Here is an 18,287-nt window from a genome sequence, read left to right on the forward strand (position 1 = left end):
TATCATATATGATGTTTGCTGAGAACGGTCCCGAGGTAGCGCCGGTAGTTGTGTTCGATTTCTTCCAGCAGTTGGCTCTCATTGCTTTGGTGCAATAGCGCGGTGCGCTCCGTTCCTAAATCAATGCTCTTGCATAGCGGATAATAGACGGCCCGGAGTGATGATTTGATGGCGTTGAAGTAACAAACCGTTGGCACTGCAAACGCTGCGGCAACATGCAGTGCGGAAGAGTCGCAGGTATAGAGCGCGCTGGCATGCCGGATAATGGCGATAAAATCGAGGGTGGATTGCGAGCGGGCGGAGAGGTCAATAAAAGACGGGTGGTCTACCGCCGTAAATCCGGCCACAGTTATCTTATGCTGTCGGTAAATATGCTCCACGAGATCCACGAGCACGCTTTGCGGAATACTGCGTAGAGGCGTGCTCGCATTATGGCTGAGTAAAACGTAAGGCGTATTTAGCGGGGAGGGTTGCTCCGGAATAGATTCACGCAGCCAATGATTAGTCCTGATACTGGTCTCTACCGTCGCAGGTTCGATCCCGAGGTGCCGCAGGAAGAAATCGTGCATCTCCATTGTGCCGAAATCATCCCGGAACAGCTGGTTCCCCATATCAATCAACACATCTTTTTGCGCCAACATGCTTTGAAGATTTGCCGGCAAGTAGCGCAGGTCATCAACTACTGCATCTGCAAGCTGGTAAATTTGCTCAATATAGGTCGGGCAGGTATGCGGGCGAAGCAGGGTAAGGTGAATTTCAGGATTGATCGCTTTTATCGCCTGAAGGGCGCTGATGCCTATAATCGAATCTCCAAGCGTCACGCCCATGCCGTTAATAATGCAGAGACGCCGGATAGTGCGGTAATCAACAGAAAATGGCCGTAGAGCATAGTTATAAACTACAGGCTCGTGCAGCGGCTTTAGCTGCATAGCGGTATCTGCAGGGAGCGGTGACTGCTCGAGGTCGTAAGAGGCGACAAGCGTCTTTCCATTGAGAAGCAAACTGCCTGCAAAGGTCTCAAGCTCTGGATTCATGTCATTCCTGTGCTTATGGTGGAATCGTAACAGGCATTAAGACACCAGCCTCTGGTAAATTCAACGGGGCTATCTTTGTGGGTAAAGACGGGGCGGATTACCAGTCAGGAGAGGCAGTCAGGCGCTATCTGATAATCCGGAGCCGCGCAGGCGTTTGCGAGGTAGTGGGGCACATCTTAATAGGGGAACAAACCCAGCTCATGTAAGGCTCCCACCACAAGCAGGACAAACATACAGGCATCAAGTGGATTAGGCATTTTGCTTCACCTTAACGTGTTACTCACCGCTATATAGTATAGGTGATGAATAGAAACCTGTTGATGATTGAGAACCGTTGTAATGCGTATATGGACTGGCGAGAGAGCCATTAGACAGGGCTAAAAAGGCCGCTAAAGATAATGTGTTTCTCCAAAGTGGCCTTTGAGTTTTATTCCTGAAAGGTTAAGGAGTTATTTCTTCTCCAACCCTGGAATGTTATGAATTAAGTCTTTTACTTCGCTATGCTTTGTATTAGCGGGCAGGTTGTTTTTTAGCAGCGTTCTGTTCGCCGCTGTTTCTCTGTAACCATACTTGCTCAAGAGATCGTTTAATTCATAATCCTGACTTTTGTTAACGTAATCCCAGTCTGATTTTGGCATATCCTTTTCCCTCTATTTAAAGCTGTGTGATTATATAAATACAATATATTTTCTTTGTGAATGAAATATAAAGAAAACCATAAAACAATACTAAATGAGCTTCTTATCTTCAAGCTTAAATGCTTAATTTCCTTATATTTTTACTTGAAGTTAATAGCTCGCTAGTGCTTAATCTTTCCTGAAATGGCCACTAAATTAACCCCCAGGCCTGTTTTAACCTTTATCGGCGTGGGGGCCAGTTGTATTAAATATTTCCTGAACTATCACAGTCTACTGCGCCTGAAGTTGCCAGCGGGATTCTTCAAGCAATAAACGTCCGGTGAGGTTGAGGTTGTTAAGAAACACCTCGTCATGCGAAACCACCATAAAGGCACCCTGGTAACCTGAAAGCATGCTCTCAAGCGCGTGAAGGGATGCTAAATCCAGGTGGTTGCTGGGTTCATCAAGCAGCAACAGTTCAGGAGCAGGGTCGGCATACAGCACGCAGGCCAGAGCCGCCTTCAACCGTTCGCCGCCGCTTAATAAGCCGCTGGCTACCTGAATTTTGTCTGCATCCAGTCCTAGCTGTGCCAGCCGCATTCGTAGGTTACCTTCTCCGGCAGTGCGGTTGGCCTCGAGCATTTGCTCCAGGACGCTACGCTGTGGGTCAAGGGTTATGAGGTGTTGATCGAGCCACGCGTAATTAGCCGTTATCCAACAATTGCCACTCAATGGCTGAGTCTGACCGGCCATAACTTTTAGCAGCGTAGATTTCCCGCCTCCGTTACGCCCGACAATTCCTATGCGCTGGCCGCTGGTCAGCATAAGAGTTAATGGTGGGGTAAAAGGGCGGACGAAGGGAAGTTGTACTCCATCCAACTCGGCAACGCGGCGGCGGGAAGGCGCATTTACCGGGAGCGAATGCAACGCAATAACCACGTCTTCATCAATGACGGCTGCGGCTTCGCGAACCCGCTCGTCGAGTAACGTCTGCGTAGCCTGATGTTGCTGGTTTAATTTACCTGCCGAATTTTCACTGCGCTGTTTTTGCCCGCCAAGCAAAATATTGGCCTGATTTGCCTCACGCCCCCGGCGGTTACCGCGGGATTGCCTTTTTTCAAGGCGTTCTCTTTGCTCACGAAGCGCCTTTATTTCACGCTGACGCTCCTGTTTACGTTGATCCAGAAGCAAAAGTGCGCTCTGCGTTTCCTGTTTTTTCTGCCGTGCATAAAACGAATAATTACCGCCATAGCTGTTTAAACCAGAAGGCGTCAGTTCAACAATCCTCTCCATTGACTCCAGTAGTTCACGATCGTGGCTCACTACCAGCAGCCCGCCGCGCCAGCGTGTGAGTTGGGAAATAAGCGACAGGCGAGAGGCGTGGTCAAGATGATTGCTTGGTTCATCGAGGATGAGAAAATCCGCTGAAGATAGCCAGGCCCCGGCAAGTGAAGCCCGCATAGCCTCGCCTCCGCTTAACTGAACTGCGGGCGTGGATGAATCAAGATGCCCAAGCCCGCAACGTTCCAGCTCCATGCGTAGCTGCTGGTGGATATCCCAACGCTGGCCGACAATATCGAAATCCTTCTCGGATGTACTACCTTGCTCAATGCGGGAAAGGGCATCAATTATCGGCTGGACGCCTGCAAGATTGGCGACCGTGGCTCCCTCAGGGTAGAGAATTTGCTGCGCAAGATAATATGCAGAACCCGGGCAAGTGGAGCGCCCGGATGACGGCGATAATTGCCCGGCCATGATCTGCGATAGCACGCTTTTACCCACGCCATTGCGGCCAACCAGGCCCGTTGCGCGTGTGTCGAAAGTTTCGTTTAGCTGCGAGAACAGCGGCGTACCGTCGGGTAAATTAAAAGACACGCCTTCCAGCGCAAGATAAGAATTCGTCATGGGTAATACTCCATAGATGCCGGAAACTGACCCGATAAATCGGGACAACTTAATCGGCCGTCAGAAAGACGGCGGCATCAATAGCGCATTGGACGAATACCTCTGAAGAAGAAAATGACTGCGGGTATTTTAGCCGGGCTAAACACAAAGTAAAGAGGAGAAAAGGCCGGCTAATAACATCATTGCTGGAGGTCTTCTCTGTAGATATTTTTTATAATAGTGATCTGGATAACGGCAAATTAATTTATGCAACATTTTCACAGAATAAATCCAACGAGGTTGTTTTTACTCTGGCATAAATTCACGCCACGGCTAAGATATCACATGAGGTATATGAGCATGGACTCCTGAATTATATAATATATCCAAACGCCTGTTTTATTGACTCTTAAATAGAGAGAAGAATATGAAACAACGTATTGTTATTGTAGGCGGTGGTACCGGCGGGACTATTTTAGCTAACCTGCTGGCCGCAAAGCTTCACAGAGAAATCATCAATAATAAAATTGAGCTATTGATGATTTCAGACTCTCCTGTTCACTATTACAAGCCTGCATTTATGTATGTGGCTTTTAATAGCTTTTTCAAACAGGAGTTAACGCGCTCACAGCAAAGCCTGCTGAGGCCAGAAGTAAGGTTTGTTGTTGATCGTGCTGACTATTTTGACCTTACTCAGCGTTGTGTGCATACCACAAGCGGGAAGCATTACTCTTATGATTTTCTGGTCTTTGCTACGGGTTGCGTTCCGTGGCCTGATAAAATAGAGGGGCTGGCCCAGGCTGGCGATCATTTTTATCAATACCGGCCCGCACGTCAACTGGCGCAAAAGCTGGCGACAATTGAAAAAGGACGAATATTTATCACCGTCTCTTTCCCTCAAACGCCGAACGTACCTCATCAGTGCGGTATTGCCCCAATAGAAACAACGCTGATGCTTGATGATTATCTCCGCAGGCGGGGTGTACGTAAAAACGTTGAAATTGTTTATACCTATCCAACGGTTTCTCAGCTATTGCGTAATTGTCTTTTCTTACAGCGCCCAACCGGTGATATATTGCCATCCATTTTTTCTTCCAGAGATATAAAACACCAACGAGGTTTTACTTTAAACAGAGTCGATGCGGAGAAAAATATCGCTTATTCGGAAGAAGGAGAAGAACAGCCGTTTGACATTCTGATGGCGACGCCGCCAATCCGGGCCGTCGAGGCCGTACGAAATACCGGCCTGAGCGATATAGATAACGGGGAAGGGTGGCTGCCAACCGATCCACAGACTTTGCAGGTTTACGGCCAGCCTGGTGTTTATGTCCTCGGGGACACGGTCGATCTGCCGGTGAGTAAAGCTGGCGGATCTTGCCATAATCAGGCCCCGGTGGTTGCAGACAATATCGTGGCGGAGCTGCGCCTTGGGCATACTGTCAGCGAATATGATGGCAAAGTTCAGGCGGTGGCGCAGATGGGATTAAATGCCGGAATGCCGCTGGTTTACGATTATCGCCACGATGTGTTACCGACGCCGCCAACCAAAATCGGCGGCATGTTGCGCAACGGTTTTAATCGAGGGTTGTACTGGGCTACCGTGCGCGGGCTAATCTAACCGGAGAATAAGATGAACGCTTCAACAGAGGCATCTGAGTCTTTTGCCGCATTGATTGAAAAATTACAGCCGTTACTTTCTGGCGGTCGGCTCGATAACGTGGTTGATATGCTGTCATTACTTTCAGATATTGCGGATATTGCCGATAACGCGCTGGTAGAAAAATTAGCCGGTGTTTTCGAAGGCGTGGTTGCCGCGGGTTGGGAAAGTGGCACCGCGCTAAAGATGGCTCATACCGAGTTACAGCTGGGCGATCCGCAACCCAGCTATCGTGCAGTTTATTCGTTGCTGCGCCAGCCGGACACTTTACTGGGAGTGATGCTGGTACTGCGCACGTTACAAATAATCGGTCAGCGTATTCGTACCAGTTCGGTAACGGATGAGCCTTCGGCCAGTTAATAATGTTGAGCCGCTGCATCCAAGCCGCGGCTCATGTCAGGTCGGTTCGATAAGATGAAAGAGCCTACGGCACTTAAAAACAACCAGGCCAACGATGAACGATGCCCACAAAACGCCAGATTCTGCCTTACCTCATGTCGGTGCGCATAATGTATATTATGTTAAATTGCATTTATTAGTGCGCAGTCAGGCTAACCCAGCTTCATATCAAGCCTTCCCTCTGGTGAAGCCAACACGTTCTGGCTCATTAGCTCGGCCTTCAACATACAACCCGTCAGTTCCTGAGTCTCTGCATCGTCTACAGTTAAAGTTATCCATTACTCTTAGAAAACTTATCCTCATGGGATTTTCGCTAAGGACTCACCTGTTCGCCAGGCTGCGGCTGCTGATTTCAATTCTTGCAGGCGTTATCTGTTATTTCGCGCTTCCGGCTCAGACCGGCACTCTGCAACGCATGTTGATCGGCTGGAATGTTCTGGCGTGGCTGTATCTGATTTTTATCTGGTTTCGTATGCTGCGTACCGACGTGAAAGACATCCAGCACATCGCAAAAATACAGGACCAAAGCGCGGCGCTTGTTTTGGGCATGGTCATCCTGGCTTGTATGGCCAGCATTGTCGCTATTCTGAGCGAGCTTTCTTCACTGCACTCTCTTACCGGAACGCCGCGTATACTCCATTTATTGCTGACGGCAACTACGCTGATTGTCTCCTGGGCATTGCTGCCAAGTTCATTTGCTATGCATTACGCTCACAACCATTACCTGCACCGGAGCGAAGATGTCACTCCGATGATCTTCCCTGATAAACCAGCCGCTCCCGGCTACTGGGATTTTCTCTATTTCGCCTTTACTATCGCCGTTGCGTCGCAAACTGCGGATGTGGCAACGGGCACCACTGAGATGAGAAAGATTACGCTGCTGCAATCGGTTATCTCATTTCTCTTTAACCTGGCTATTCTGGGGTTATCGGTCAACGTGGGTGCCGGATTGCTAAGTTGAGGGAAATACAGGGCTGACGGCGCTACCCTTCTGTCTCGACTCATCTTCAGCAATGAGCTGCCTGCATACCGTCAGGTTTAGCGCCACAAATTCGTCCCATGTATAAAGGTGGACATAATTAAGTTTGTATTGCAGGTCCACACGGCATATGTCCGGGCGTTCGTTGTAAATACTGCAACCCCTGCTGGCCGCATTATAGTATCGGCAAGTGCCGTCTCCCCGATCAAGAGCGCGGGTTTCCTCTGCAAAATTTACGCGCTGGCAGCAAAGCCCGCACTGGACACAGGGAAAGGAAGAAAAGTTGTCGTTGCAGTGCATAGGCAGGTCTCGCAATCAGGCCCGCCTTTTCAGCGAGCCTCAACTTAGACTATGCGATAACTTCGTCGAGTTCGTCTTTATTGCCCTCGGCCACAGCAGCAATATCAATGATGCGACGTTCGGTTGAGAGCACCAGGTTACCGTCCTCGTCAAGGATAGGCGTATCGATCATCGCTTTCAGCAATTGCGCATACTTAACGGACTTGAACACAGCTTCTTTACTCTCCTGCGGGAAAGCTTTGAAGTCTTCACCGTAGCTTTCCAGAGCTTCTTTCATTTCATGCACGGTTCCACGCAGGCGACCGCTGGTGTGAGAAAATACGTTGTTTGCCAGCGCCGTGACCTTTTCGATAGCCTGAAGTTTACTAACCATCAGCAGTCCCTCAGCTCGAATTGTTTGAGCCTGCTCCATATTGGTTCGGGCATTGTTCAGCGCCTCCTCACCTTTACTCCCCAGGATATGGCCGAAAATTGCCAGCGCCGGCCCGGCGATAATGCCGCCCAACACCATCATGCCGCCGGCCATTCCAAAACCGCCGGTGGCCAGGGAACCGCCGCCCAACCATGCAAGTGTAGCGTTAGTTGCCGCGACGCCTGACAGCGAAGAGATTGCTGTACCTGTGCTTGCAGTGGCCAGTAACATTGTGCCGTTATAGGCTCCAAATGCCAGAGCCGCACCGCTTCCCATCCCAGCACCAAGCCCAAGCCCTGCATCCTTAAGCATTTGGTAATCTTGCCTCAGCCCGGCTAAAGTCGTGGTCGTAAAATCACCGGCATTAAGTTTGTCCAGCTCTGCGCTACTGGTCAATTCAACGTTTTTGAGGCTACTAAAAGTGACGATAAATTCATTAATGACGCCATTAAATGCGCGAAGTTTACGCTGACCATAATCTTCAATGATGTCATTGGTCGCTTTACGGCTTAAATCAATTTCAGCGCTGGTGCTGTCCACCATATTTTGTGCACTTTCATTGAGATCTTTTGCATCACTGTGATCTTTCGCACCGCTAACGCCTTTGGCGATACCGTAAATCCCGGCGGCGGCAGCTATAGCGCCAACAATAATAGGAATAGGCATTTAATAACTCCGTTATTCAAGAATGAGAGCAAGTGTTTTACTCATTTCACTATTCAGTGATTCGGCACGATCCAGTAAATCTTTAAAAATAAAATCGGGTAACTTGTAATAAAGTTGAATTTCTTTCAGCAGCATCCACTCAATGTTGGAAATTTGACCATCGCGCAGCGCCACCAGGAAAAGCTGGAAAAGAATGATTTTTGGCGTCGCCAGGTCTTCCGTTTTCTTGCCCTCCAGCATCGCTTTTAACACCGATGTTGCAGCCTGGATACGGCTTTCAGGCTCATCAATTTTAGAGAGTGGGAATCCCTTAAGCTTTTCGATCAACCGCTTTTCAGTGTCCTTATCCCATTCCACTTCAAGGATACCTATCAGCGGATAAGAACGTGCAGGAGCATATTGCGCCATCTCTTCCAGCAATTCGGTTTCCAGCGCGTTTTTCTGTATGGATAGGTTATTCAGATTGGAGTCCGACGTTAGCTCATCTTTTGCTTTCCCATCCCACAGTAGCGGGTTATCGGATAATGCCAGCAGCCTGGCCAGCTCTACCAGCAGGACTTTTTTCTCTTCGGGTAGCATGTTGATAAACATCGAGATCGTATTCCTTTTACAGCATTAATGGTTTATCGGAGTCCATAAAATCTTCAAATTCAGAGATAGTCTGGAATTGCATATTAGTGCCCAGCAAAGTAGCAAAGTCATTTATTGCAAATGCAAAATCATCAACGCTATTAGTGTTACTGGCCATCGTTCTAAATAGGTGCTGAGTGTCTTTTTGTAATTGAGGGATTTCTCTTTCGGTAAATTCGTCGATTAGTGTCTGCTGTCGGGCAATCTGCGCCCGAGCTTCACTCTCTATTCCACGAATATAGGCCAGACGTTCGCGTGACAATGCCGCTGCTCGCGTAGCCTCAAGGGCACTTTGATAAAACATAGATGAGAGTGTGTAACCGATCATGCCGCCAATTATCCCGCCAACTACAGGGATCGGAATGGCTATCTGTCCAAGGGCAGCCATCATGCCGCTGGAGAGCATACCTGCGCCCTTCTCTCCGATTTCTTCAAGCAGTTCAGCACCATCAATTTCATCGTTGATATAGCGCTTGATCGATACACCCAGAGACAGGCAGATATTGACTACCAATGTAGGAGCGGATGTTCCGGCTATGGCCCTTAACCCCTGGCCCCCGGATTGTTGTAGACCTGCTTTGATTGCGGAACCGGCAAATGCTGTACCGTAGCCCAGAGCGGCAGCTTTCGCCGTATCGATCGCGATATCTTCAATTGCTTCACCCAGCGCCTTTTCATGCTGGGCAACACTGAAAATATTCGTGAATAATGAAATAGCGGCCCCTACCATTGCCCCATTCTTTGCCCCTTCTATGCCGGCGCGGTGGCTGGTACGTGCGATATCCATCGCCGTTGCAATCTTAGGATGCTCGCGATAATAGATCGCTTGCTCCGTTGTCAGGCCGCTGTCACTAACATTATCAGCCAGTTGCTCATAATTATCGGCTTCACGGCGAAATCGATCGGCTACATCCTGCTTACCTTCGGCTTCAACCCTGTCTGCCTGAGTGCGCAATGAGGATGCTTTTGCACGACAATGTGCAGCAGCCCCCTCATATTGTTCTGATGGTAATTCCAGTTTAACCCCGCGATAGCGGCTGAATTTCCCCTCTTCTCCGGCGATATTTTTAAAAAGATCGTCCCGGTTACCAACAAATTTCATCTGGCTCTGAGAGCCTTCAATAACTACGCCATCCTGAATTTTTACGCGGTCGACTACGTTGTGATTACGGCCATACTGAGGCAAATCGTCACTGCGGACGGTGCGAGCGCTATCGCCGTTAATAATGGCTTCAGCGTTATCTCTGCTTGTGGTTGCTATCTCGGCAGAAAATCCTGCCTGTTGCTTAATATTTTGCTTAGCGTAAGCGGGATTAACCTTATGCTTCGCAACGTCCGCCAGACCTTTAGCAAACTGTTGTCCCGTTTCATTATCAACGCCGCGGTATCCTTTGAGGTACTCAGCGCTTGCACTCCCAAAACGCTTTACAACCTCATCTCCCGCCAGCGCAGTGGCGGTACGAATACGATCTCGTTTTACTTCATCGTTATTATCGTTTTGTTTTCGGCCTGAATCTGAAGGAAATAACGAGTCGTTCGCTTTTTTGTCCATAGTAATCTCACCCAGATTTCTATTGAATCAAGGTACATCCAGAGCCAGAGCTATTGGCTCTGGTTAAACATAAAAGTGTCAAAATGTTACTTCGGAAATGCTCGCGGTCAATACATCAATCAGATAACTACTAAAATTTGTAGTTATCCCTCTTTAAACTTGATTATCTCCCCACACCACATTGACAGATCTTTGACAAACACCGGGCAAGCTAAACCTCATATCGACGTTAAATGGGAAAACTATATGTATCAGAAAATCGTGTGTCACCTGGTGGTTTTATGTTCAATTTCTATGCTGAGCGGCTGCGTGTCGCTTTTCTAAACGCCGGGGTTATTCAATGAAGCGGTTAACAATCTTGTTTGTACTGTCATCCCTGTTTCTGCTCAGCGGGTGTCTTTCTGTTGGCACTCATCTTTTCGGTAAATAAATGCACTCAAATAACAGGCTCAAAGAGCCTGTTCATACTTTCAATTGATTCATAAAAATCTTGTAGTCCTGAGCCTACAGATCAAAGATGCCCTGTCCTATTTTAAGTTTCTGCCTTCGACATTATATTTCCCCATAGCAAAACAAGACTGGCGGCCATAGAGTCAGAGCATTGCTAAAAATATAAATTTGTCTTTTTAATAAAGCATTAACGGGCAGGGAAATAATGCGTAGCGAATCAACATTGGCTTTTTCTGAACAGCAAAACGATGCAAAGAAGATAGTTGTTGTAGCCCGCTGCGTGTATACGTTGCTCGGTATCAAAGCTTTGTGCGACGCACACCGTGACTGGCAATTCTCCGATGCCCGCGCCGATCTGGACGAGCTGGAAGACATTCTGGTAAGGCCGCAAGTAGATTTGCTGATTATAGAGTCGGATAGCCTTTGCCCGGAAATCTCGACGTTGTTTAGCGCCCTCAATGATTATTCGGGCAAAACAATTTTATTGACCACCAGCTATTCTGGCGGGCAGCGCAAGGTCAGCTCGAAGGCGGGAAGCATGACCGTAATAGATAAATCACGCCCGCTGGCGGTATTAACAAAACTGGTTCAGAAGATCGTTAGCACCCCTCAAGGTAACTCATCGCTTTCAGCCAGAGAATTTCAGAGGCACCCAAGAAAAATGGAGCGTGAAGTAGTCTGTGCCCTGCTGGATGGTCAAAGCCCAGGAGAAGTGGCCCTGAGAATGGGTATCAGCTATTCCGCGGTGAGCCGCTATAAAATGATTGCCCTGCGCCGCGCGGGAGCCAAAAGCCTGAATGAAGTTATCACCGGTCATTACCAGACTTTATTTAGTGGTTAATGAATATAAAACACCTGATTATTAATATCCCTTCCAAACACTGACAGGTAAATACCGGCGGTAAGGCCAACGCTACTATAACGTTATAACTAGCGTTGGCCTGCGGCAAAGCGTTACCAGCCTTTTACCGCATCGCCTTTATAAATTGCGTCGGCCGCGGCGGCCACTTCATCGGTCTGGTAGGCTTTCACCAGATTCTTCACCTTCTCGCTGTCTTTATTGTCTTCCCGGGCGACGATAATGTTCACGTAAGGCGAGCTTTTATCCTCAACGAACAGGCCATTTTTCGCCGGGGTCAGGCCAACCTGGCTCGAATAGTTAGTGTTGATGATGGCAAGGTCTATCTTGTCGTCATCAATGGCGCGGGTCAGCTGAGCCGCTTCCACTTCCACAATTTTCAGATGTTTTGGGTTTTCCACAATATCCAGCGAGGTGGGCAGCAGGCCAACGCCTTCTTTAAGTTTGATAAGTCCCTGAGCCTGTAACAGCAGCAGCGAGCGGCCAAGATTGGTTGGGTCATTTGGCACAGCTACCTGAGCCCCCTCTTTTAGCTCGGCCACTGATTTGATTTTGCGTGAATAACCGGCAATCGGGTAAACAAAGGTATTGCCTACAACCGCCAGCTTGTAGCCACGCTCGGCTATCTGTTTTTCCAGATACGGACCGTGCTGGAAGGAGTTGGCGTCGATGTCGCCGCTGCTCAGCGCGGAGTTTGGCAGAACGTAATCGGTGAAGGTGACCACCTCAACATCAAGATTGTATTTGTCTTTAGCGACTTTTTTAACCGTATCCCACAGCGGCTGGTCGATACCCGCGCTGATGCCCACTTTAATGTGGTTATCGTCTTGTTTTGGGCCGCAGCCGGAAAGCAGCATCGCGCCTGCCAGAGAAACGGCTAATAGAGAAACTTTCACAGTATGTTTTATCGCCGTACGCATAAACAATGTCTTCCTTAAACCAGTAAAAACAGCAAAATTGAAATTACCCACCAGTCGGGTGCGGCTGCGAGAGTTTTTCAAACCGTGCTGATACTGGCAAATAAGAAAAAGACATAACCTATGCATGAAAAAATATGAAAGCAACCGTGCTAGCTGCGCCCAGGCAAAATAGCACATTCTTTATCCAGCAAAGATTCTACCGATGCGCGATTCCCGCTGTCCGAGCCTCTCCTTGTGGCCAGTAGAATAAAACCAGGCTGACCTGAGAATGTGGTTGAGACTACCGCCACGCCCCACTCTGCCAACGCCTGAGGCCATAAATTGAAATAACTGGCCAGGGATTTAACCGGGTAAATCCCCATCGCGGTGGGCTGTATCACTCGGCGGGCATAATAGGTATGTCGTAATAATTTATCCGGCAGCGGTCGCCAGCTTTCCTGAATATAGGGGCGTTCAGCAAGAAGCTGCCGCCGCACGTCTTCCCGCAGGCAGGTAAGGTGAATATGAAGCTGATTCTGGCTGCGGCCATAGGCTGAGTTAAGCGCCATCCCGAGCATGTCGTCGTCAACCGGACGATGATATTCATAAGCTAAAAGATTGCGCATCAGCCAGGCATAACCGAAGTAGTCCGTGCGCCCATCTTCTAAAAGCAGCGGGCTTTCAATACCCGATAGCGCAACCGTAGGTACCAGAATGAAGTGATAAGGATAACGCGGGTTCTGGATAACGCTGAAGCCGCGCTCTTTCCCTTCTGGCATATAGATTTGCTGGCAGGGTGCCGGATTACTCGTATGTTGATAATTGCTCATACAGACTTTGTCCACCACGCCCCACAGCGCGTCGGAGCGTGCGCAGCCCGTGAGCAGAAATATCCCCAGCAGAAAAATCGCCCGACGCAGGTTTCTATAAACCAAGACCATCACCATCCATTGATAAAAAAATTAACAGCAGGCAGGCAGCAGTTTAGCAGATAGCGAGTCGCAAACTGCCCGGTTCGGGCGAATAAAGGGTATGCTGATTCAGTCATAACACGGCAGGTCACGATAAACCCTGCTCCACTCAGCGCCAGGAGGCACCAGAAATGGCACGTATTTTTATTACCGGATCTTCAGACGGACTTGGACAGATGGCGGCGAAACTACTCATCGCGGGCGGGCATCAGGTTGTATTGCATGCACGCAATGAATCACGTGCGGCGCATGCTATAGCCCAGGTTCCTGAAGCCGAAGCGATTTTTACCGCCGATCTTTCGAGCATTGCTGAAACTAAATCGCTGGCGGAGCGCGTCAATGAATATGGCCGCTTCGATGCCATTATTCACAATGCCGCCGTCGGCTATCAGGAAAGAGAACGCATCGGCACCGTTGATGGTCTTCCTCAGGTTTTTGCCGTTAACTCGCTTGCGCCCTATATCCTGACCGCCCTGATAAATCGTCCAAAACGCCTGGTTTACCTTAGCTCCGGGCTGCATCTGAGCGGCGACGACTCGCTGGCGGACCTGGCATGGGAAAAACGACGCTGGAGCGGCGGGCAGGCTTATTGCGATTCAAAACTGCATGTCGCCCTGCTGGCATTTGCCGTGGCGAAACGCTGGCCTGAAGTGATGTCTAACTGCGTTGAGCCGGGCTGGGTGGCAACCAAAATGGGTGGCCCGGCGGCCACGGATGACCTCGCGCAGGGGCCGCTAACTCAGGTCTGGCTGGCATCCGACCCTTCTTTATCATCGGAGCCAACGGGCGGGTATTATTACCATCAAAAACCGGGGAAAGTGGCGAAAGAGGCCTACGAGCCGGCTTTACAACAGCGCTTTTTAGACGCCTGCGCGGAGTATTCCGGCGTGATACTGGTTTAAGCCTCACCAACGGGCGGAAACTGCCGGAAGTATTCAGTCAGAAAATCAATACTGGCCTTGAGCTTTGCCGAACCGCTGGTGCGGTTGGAATAAACCGCCCAGATATTGGCGCTCTGGTACCACTCCGGCAGGATCTGCACCAGTTCACCGCTCGCCAGATGCCGCTGCACTTCCCATAGCGAACGTAAAATAATGCCGTGGCCTTTTAGCGCCCAGCTCAGCACCACGCTTCCGTTATTAGAGGAAAGCTGGCTGCTGACGTGGGCCAGCACGCTTTTGTCACCGTTGGTTAGCGGCCAGGCACCAAATTGCGAGCTACGTTCCTGAATGACCAGGCACTTGTGCTGTTTAAGCTCGTCGAGACTCTGCGGCGTGCCGTGTCGCTTGAGGTAAGCGGGCGCGGCGCAAAGCACACGACGGTTTGGAGCAAGCTGGCGGGTAATATAGAAATCTTTGATATCGTCCCCAACGCGGATCTCGATATCCACGCCCTCTTCCATCAGGTCAACCACCCGGTCGGTCAGAGTCAGCTTGATGTTTAAGGCGGGGTAACGTTCGGCCAGCGCCGAAAGCACTTCGGGCATATAGGTTGAGCCGAAGCCAAACGAACAGCTAATTTGAATATTCCCTTCTAGCGTGTCGCGCCAGGCGGCAAGTCCGGAAACAAAATCCCCCATGCTTTCCAGAACCGAAAGTGCGCCGGTCAGCGCTTTATGGCCGTCCGCCGTGAGGTGAATTGCGCGGGCGCTGCGGTGAAAGAGCCGCATGCCCAGGCTTTTCTCCAGCAGCGCAATACGTTTACTGACGTAGGAAGGCGAAAGCCCCAGTTCGGCGGCGGCGTTGGCAAAGCTCTCTTTGCGTACCACGGTAACGAATACGTTCAGGTCTTCAATCAGCGGCAGCGGTGCGCGCGGCGTTTCGTTGGGGCTCATAGTTATGCCATTGCTCAGCTCGGGTCATGTGAGAAAAGGCATGATGGCGGCAAGTAACTCTTCCGGGCACTCTTCCTGCGGACTGTGCCCGCACGGCATCGCTTTGCCGCGCACATCCATCGCCTTTTCTTTCCAGGTTGATGTTACATCATAAAGCTGGCCAACGGTGCCTTTCTCTCCCCACAGCACCAGCAGCGGGCTGGTTATGCGTCGGTGCTTATCCTGCTCGTCATCCTCAAGATCTATGGTTGCCGAAGCACGATAATCCTCGCAAACCGCATGCAGCATTTCCGGCTGCTGGTAGCAGCGCAGGTATTCTGCAAAGATTTCTGGCGATGTCGCCCCCGGCGTTTTGAGCTGCCCGTCGATGTGCTTACGCAGGAAGAATTCAGGATCGGCGGCGATCATTTTTTCCGGCATCGGCGCGGGCTGGATCAGGAAAAACCACCAGAAATAGCGCGTTGCGAACGTTTTGTCGGTCAACGCATACATGGTTGCGGTTGGCGCGATATCGATAAAGATGCTGCGCTTAACCTGCTGAGGATTATCCAGCGCCAGGCGATGGCCAACCCTCGCGCCACGGTCGTGGCCTATGAAGGAAAAGCCTTCTTCAAAGCCCAGACGCTGCATCAACAAAACGATGTCTTTTGCCATCTCCCGTTTTGAATACGCCAGGTGCTGCGCGTCGCCCTCGGGTTTGCTGCTGTCCCCGTAGCCACGAATATCGGGCATTATCACGGTAAAATGCTGCGCCAGCACCGGGGCGATGTTGCGCCAGGTGACATGGTTTTGCGGGTGGCCGTGCAGCATTACCAGCGGTTCGCCTTTGCCGCCTACCGCCGCTCGTAGCGTTACGCCGTTATCCAGCGCAACGTCAAGCAGTTGAAAGCCGGGAATAAACGGAGATTCGCCCTTCCCGCTAATACAGCCAGAGGTCTCTTTCATCATTGAATTATCGTCCTAGGCCACCAGCCACGGGTGAGTGGCAAAATAGTGCTGCTCAAACTCGCGAATGTCCTGCTGGTACTGCAGGGTATAGCTAATAGCGTCGTGGCCTTCAAGCAGCATGTGTTTTTTCAACTCATCAACCGCAAATGAGAGATATTCTCCCGCCATGGCAATCTTCTGTTGCGCAAGGTCAACGGTAATACTGTTGTTGGCAGGGTTGCCTGCTGCCTGCGCCAGCCTGGCGATATCTTCTGCCGGTAACGTCAGGGTCAGCACGCCGTTACGCTGGCAGTTATCGTTAAAAATCCCGGCAAAACTGGTGCCGATAAGCGCCCGAATACCGAGCTGGCGCAGTCCCCAGACCGCATGTTCACGGCTGGAGCCACAGCCAAAATTTGGCCCGACGATAAGGAACGTAGCGCCGCGCCATTCCGGGCGGTTAAGAATAAATGCCGGGTTTAATTTGCCGTCGGCTAAAAAGCGCCGATCGAAAAACACGCCTTTATCCAGGCCGCTACGGTCAATACCTTTGAGAAACTGCTTAGGCATGATGACATCGGTGTCTATGTTGGCCGCCATCATCGGGGCGGCAATCCCGGTAACGCTGTTAAAGGGTTCCATTGGCTATTTCCCCTGCTCTAAAAATTGACGAACATCCACCAGATGACCGGCCACCGCCGCCGCGGCGACCATAGCGGGACTCATAAGATGGGTTCTTGCTCCTGCCCCCTGGCGACCGGCAAAATTACGGTTAGTGCTCGAGGCGCAGCGATCCCCAGGCTGCAAAACGTCCTCGTTCATGGCAAGGCACATAGAACAGCCCGACTGGCGCCATTCAAAACCAGCATCAATAAAGATTTTTGCCAGACCTTCCTGCTCCGCACGCGTCCGCACCTGGGTTGAACCCGGCACGATAATGCCTCTTACGCCAGGCGCGATTTTTCTGCCGCTCAGTACCTGAGCTACGGCTCTCAAATCTTCTATGCGGCCATTCGTACAGGAGCCGATAAACGCGTGGGAAATCGCAATTTCACTCAGCGGTGTTCCGGGCTCAAGGCCCATATAGGTCAACGCATTTTCAATGTCGCGGCGTTTGGCCGGATTGGTCTCAGCAACCGGGTCGGGCACTAAATCAGTGATGCTGCCCCCCTGATCCGGGCTGGTTCCCCAGGTCACTCTCGGCGCAAGCCTTGCGCAGTCCAGAGCCACTTCTTTATCGAACACAGCACCGGCGTCGCTGTGCAGGGTGCGCCAGTAAAGTAGCGCCTGCTCCCACATCTCGCCTCTCGGCACGCGTGGGGCCGGTTTGATATAGGCATAAACTTTCTCATCCGGGGCCATAAAAGCTCCGCGAGCGCCCGCCTCAACCGCCATATTGCAGATGGTCATACGCCCTTCCACGCTCAGGGCATCTATGGCGCTGCCGCAAAATTCAATCGCGTAACCCGCCGCGCCGTCAGCACCAATATCTGCGATAAGCAGCATCACGATGTCTTTAGCCGTGGCGGCAAACGGCAGTTCACCGTTCACGGTCACGCGCATAGTTTTGAGCTTTTTATAAGCCAGGGTTTGCGTTGCCAGCATATGCTCAATTTCGGAAGTGCCGATCCCGAAGCCAAAAGCGCCGAATGCGCCATAGGTTGTGGTGTGGCTGTCACCAGCCGCAATCACCATGCCCGGCAGAACAATGCCCTGCTCGTGGGCCACTACGTGCTCAATCCCCTGGCGGGCGTCCATGACGTCAAACAGCTCCAGGCCGAAATCGCGGCTGTTGGACTCAAAATAACGCACCTGTAATTCGCCGCCAGGGTCGGTCATTTCGGGAGTACGATCCGGACGTGTCGGGTTAACGTGGTCGACGTTAAGCAGGATGCTGTTTGGTTTCCATACTTTGCGGTTGGCATCGCGCAGGCCGCTAAACGCCTGCGGGCTGGTATACTCGTTGAGAATCGAGCGGTCGATGTAGAGCAGCACGTTGCCCTGGTCGTCCAGCGGGCGGATAACGTGGGTGTCGATGAGTTTGTCGTACAGCGTTCTGGCTTTCATTTTGGGGGAACCTTGCTTCGGATTACGCTAAATCGATAGTAGCAACCCGGCGTCAAAGCTGTCAGTAAACCCACGATGCACAACCGTGATAGGATAAAATACGAAATGTGTTTTGTTTTTTGTGATTTGACTTAACGTTGAATCGTAAGA

The 18,287-nt window shown here is 50.6% G+C and carries 18 protein-coding genes; 5 read left to right on the forward strand and 13 right to left on the reverse strand.

Annotated elements, in window-relative coordinates:
* Window positions 1-2 precede the first annotated feature (2 nt).
* The 3 genes from ACG1VR_RS11540 to ACG1VR_RS11550 form a co-directional block, all read right to left on the reverse strand.
* On the reverse strand, window positions 3-1,034 hold the full coding sequence (locus ACG1VR_RS11540) for a glycosyltransferase family 9 protein (RefSeq protein WP_395490984.1): 1,032 nt from the start codon (window positions 1,032-1,034) through the stop codon (window positions 3-5).
* Between the two features lie 449 nt (window positions 1,035-1,483).
* Window positions 1,484-1,672: a hypothetical protein gene (locus ACG1VR_RS11545; RefSeq protein ID WP_016536500.1), complete on the reverse strand. Its 189-nt coding sequence runs from the start codon at window positions 1,670-1,672 to the stop codon at window positions 1,484-1,486.
* A gap of 270 nt (window positions 1,673-1,942) precedes the next feature.
* Entirely contained in the window at window positions 1,943-3,556 is a 1,614-nt protein-coding gene (locus ACG1VR_RS11550) for an ABC-F family ATP-binding cassette domain-containing protein (protein WP_395490985.1), read from the reverse strand.
* A gap of 406 nt (window positions 3,557-3,962) precedes the next feature.
* On the opposite strand from ACG1VR_RS11550, the gene ACG1VR_RS11555 reads away from it, so the two are divergent.
* The 3 genes from ACG1VR_RS11555 to ACG1VR_RS11565 all read left to right on the forward strand — a co-directional run bounded on the left by ACG1VR_RS11555 (window position 3,963) and on the right by ACG1VR_RS11565 (window position 6,552).
* Window positions 3,963-5,153, forward strand: a complete 1,191-nt coding sequence (locus ACG1VR_RS11555) for an NAD(P)/FAD-dependent oxidoreductase (protein WP_395490986.1) — start codon at window positions 3,963-3,965, stop codon at window positions 5,151-5,153.
* Window positions 5,154-5,165: 12 nt separating this feature from the next.
* A complete protein-coding gene (locus tag ACG1VR_RS11560) occupies window positions 5,166-5,552 on the forward strand; it encodes a hypothetical protein (protein ID WP_395490987.1) in 387 nt (128 codons plus the stop codon).
* A 340-nt stretch (window positions 5,553-5,892) separates the two neighbouring features.
* Window positions 5,893-6,552: a DUF1345 domain-containing protein gene (locus tag ACG1VR_RS11565; RefSeq protein ID WP_395490988.1), complete on the forward strand. Its 660-nt coding sequence runs from the start codon at window positions 5,893-5,895 to the stop codon at window positions 6,550-6,552.
* Here ACG1VR_RS11565 and ACG1VR_RS11570 read toward each other — a convergent pair.
* From ACG1VR_RS11570 to ACG1VR_RS11585, 4 genes are read right to left on the reverse strand one after another with little or no spacing between them, the layout of a single operon-like run.
* Window positions 6,544-6,870, reverse strand: coding sequence for a YkgJ family cysteine cluster protein (locus tag ACG1VR_RS11570; RefSeq protein WP_395490989.1), 327 nt, complete (start codon window positions 6,868-6,870; stop codon window positions 6,544-6,546). The two genes, ACG1VR_RS11565 and ACG1VR_RS11570, sit on opposite strands and share 9 nt — an antisense overlap.
* Before the next feature lie 49 nt (window positions 6,871-6,919).
* Window positions 6,920-7,948, reverse strand: a complete 1,029-nt coding sequence (locus ACG1VR_RS11575; RefSeq protein WP_395490990.1) for a hypothetical protein — start codon at window positions 7,946-7,948, stop codon at window positions 6,920-6,922.
* A gap of 12 nt (window positions 7,949-7,960) precedes the next feature.
* Window positions 7,961-8,539, reverse strand: a complete 579-nt coding sequence (locus ACG1VR_RS11580; RefSeq protein WP_395490991.1) for a hypothetical protein — start codon at window positions 8,537-8,539, stop codon at window positions 7,961-7,963.
* Window positions 8,540-8,555: 16 nt separating this feature from the next.
* Complete coding sequence (locus ACG1VR_RS11585; RefSeq protein WP_395490992.1) at window positions 8,556-10,130, reverse strand: hypothetical protein; 1,575 nt, start codon at window positions 10,128-10,130, stop codon at window positions 8,556-8,558.
* 655 nt (window positions 10,131-10,785) lie between these two features.
* Between ACG1VR_RS11585 and ACG1VR_RS11590 the strand changes: the two genes are divergently transcribed.
* Complete coding sequence (locus ACG1VR_RS11590) at window positions 10,786-11,421, forward strand: helix-turn-helix transcriptional regulator (RefSeq protein WP_395490993.1); 636 nt, start codon at window positions 10,786-10,788, stop codon at window positions 11,419-11,421.
* Between the two features lie 113 nt (window positions 11,422-11,534).
* Here the strand turns inward: ACG1VR_RS11590 and metQ are convergent, their stop codons facing one another.
* Both metQ and ACG1VR_RS11600 read right to left on the reverse strand, forming a co-directional pair.
* Window positions 11,535-12,296: a methionine ABC transporter substrate-binding lipoprotein MetQ gene (gene metQ, locus ACG1VR_RS11595; RefSeq protein ID WP_395491097.1), complete on the reverse strand. Its 762-nt coding sequence runs from the start codon at window positions 12,294-12,296 to the stop codon at window positions 11,535-11,537.
* Window positions 12,297-12,508: 212 nt separating this feature from the next.
* The gene (locus ACG1VR_RS11600; RefSeq protein ID WP_395490994.1) at window positions 12,509-13,279 is read right to left on the reverse strand and encodes a CDP-diacylglycerol diphosphatase; all 771 of its coding nucleotides are present in this window, start codon (window positions 13,277-13,279) and stop codon (window positions 12,509-12,511) included.
* A 161-nt stretch (window positions 13,280-13,440) separates the two neighbouring features.
* Between ACG1VR_RS11600 and ACG1VR_RS11605 the strand changes: the two genes are divergently transcribed.
* Window positions 13,441-14,211, forward strand: a complete 771-nt coding sequence (locus ACG1VR_RS11605) for an SDR family NAD(P)-dependent oxidoreductase (RefSeq protein WP_395490995.1) — start codon at window positions 13,441-13,443, stop codon at window positions 14,209-14,211.
* On the opposite strand, the gene ACG1VR_RS11610 is transcribed toward ACG1VR_RS11605, so the two are convergent.
* From ACG1VR_RS11610 to leuC, 4 genes are read right to left on the reverse strand one after another with little or no spacing between them, the layout of a single operon-like run.
* Complete coding sequence (locus tag ACG1VR_RS11610) at window positions 14,208-15,143, reverse strand: LysR substrate-binding domain-containing protein (protein ID WP_395490996.1); 936 nt, start codon at window positions 15,141-15,143, stop codon at window positions 14,208-14,210. The genes ACG1VR_RS11605 and ACG1VR_RS11610 overlap by 4 nt on opposite strands.
* A gap of 24 nt (window positions 15,144-15,167) precedes the next feature.
* On the reverse strand, window positions 15,168-16,091 hold the full coding sequence (locus ACG1VR_RS11615; protein ID WP_395490997.1) for an alpha/beta fold hydrolase: 924 nt from the start codon (window positions 16,089-16,091) through the stop codon (window positions 15,168-15,170).
* Window positions 16,092-16,103: 12 nt separating this feature from the next.
* The gene (gene leuD, locus ACG1VR_RS11620) at window positions 16,104-16,712 is read right to left on the reverse strand and encodes a 3-isopropylmalate dehydratase small subunit (protein ID WP_016536484.1); all 609 of its coding nucleotides are present in this window, start codon (window positions 16,710-16,712) and stop codon (window positions 16,104-16,106) included.
* Window positions 16,713-16,715: 3 nt separating this feature from the next.
* Complete coding sequence (leuC, locus tag ACG1VR_RS11625; RefSeq protein ID WP_395490998.1) at window positions 16,716-18,137, reverse strand: 3-isopropylmalate dehydratase large subunit; 1,422 nt, start codon at window positions 18,135-18,137, stop codon at window positions 16,716-16,718.
* Window positions 18,138-18,287: the final 150 nt, after the last annotated feature.

This window comes from Cedecea davisae, assembly GCF_044095835.1.
In the GTDB taxonomy this organism is placed as follows: Bacteria; Pseudomonadota; Gammaproteobacteria; order Enterobacterales; family Enterobacteriaceae; genus Cedecea; species Cedecea davisae.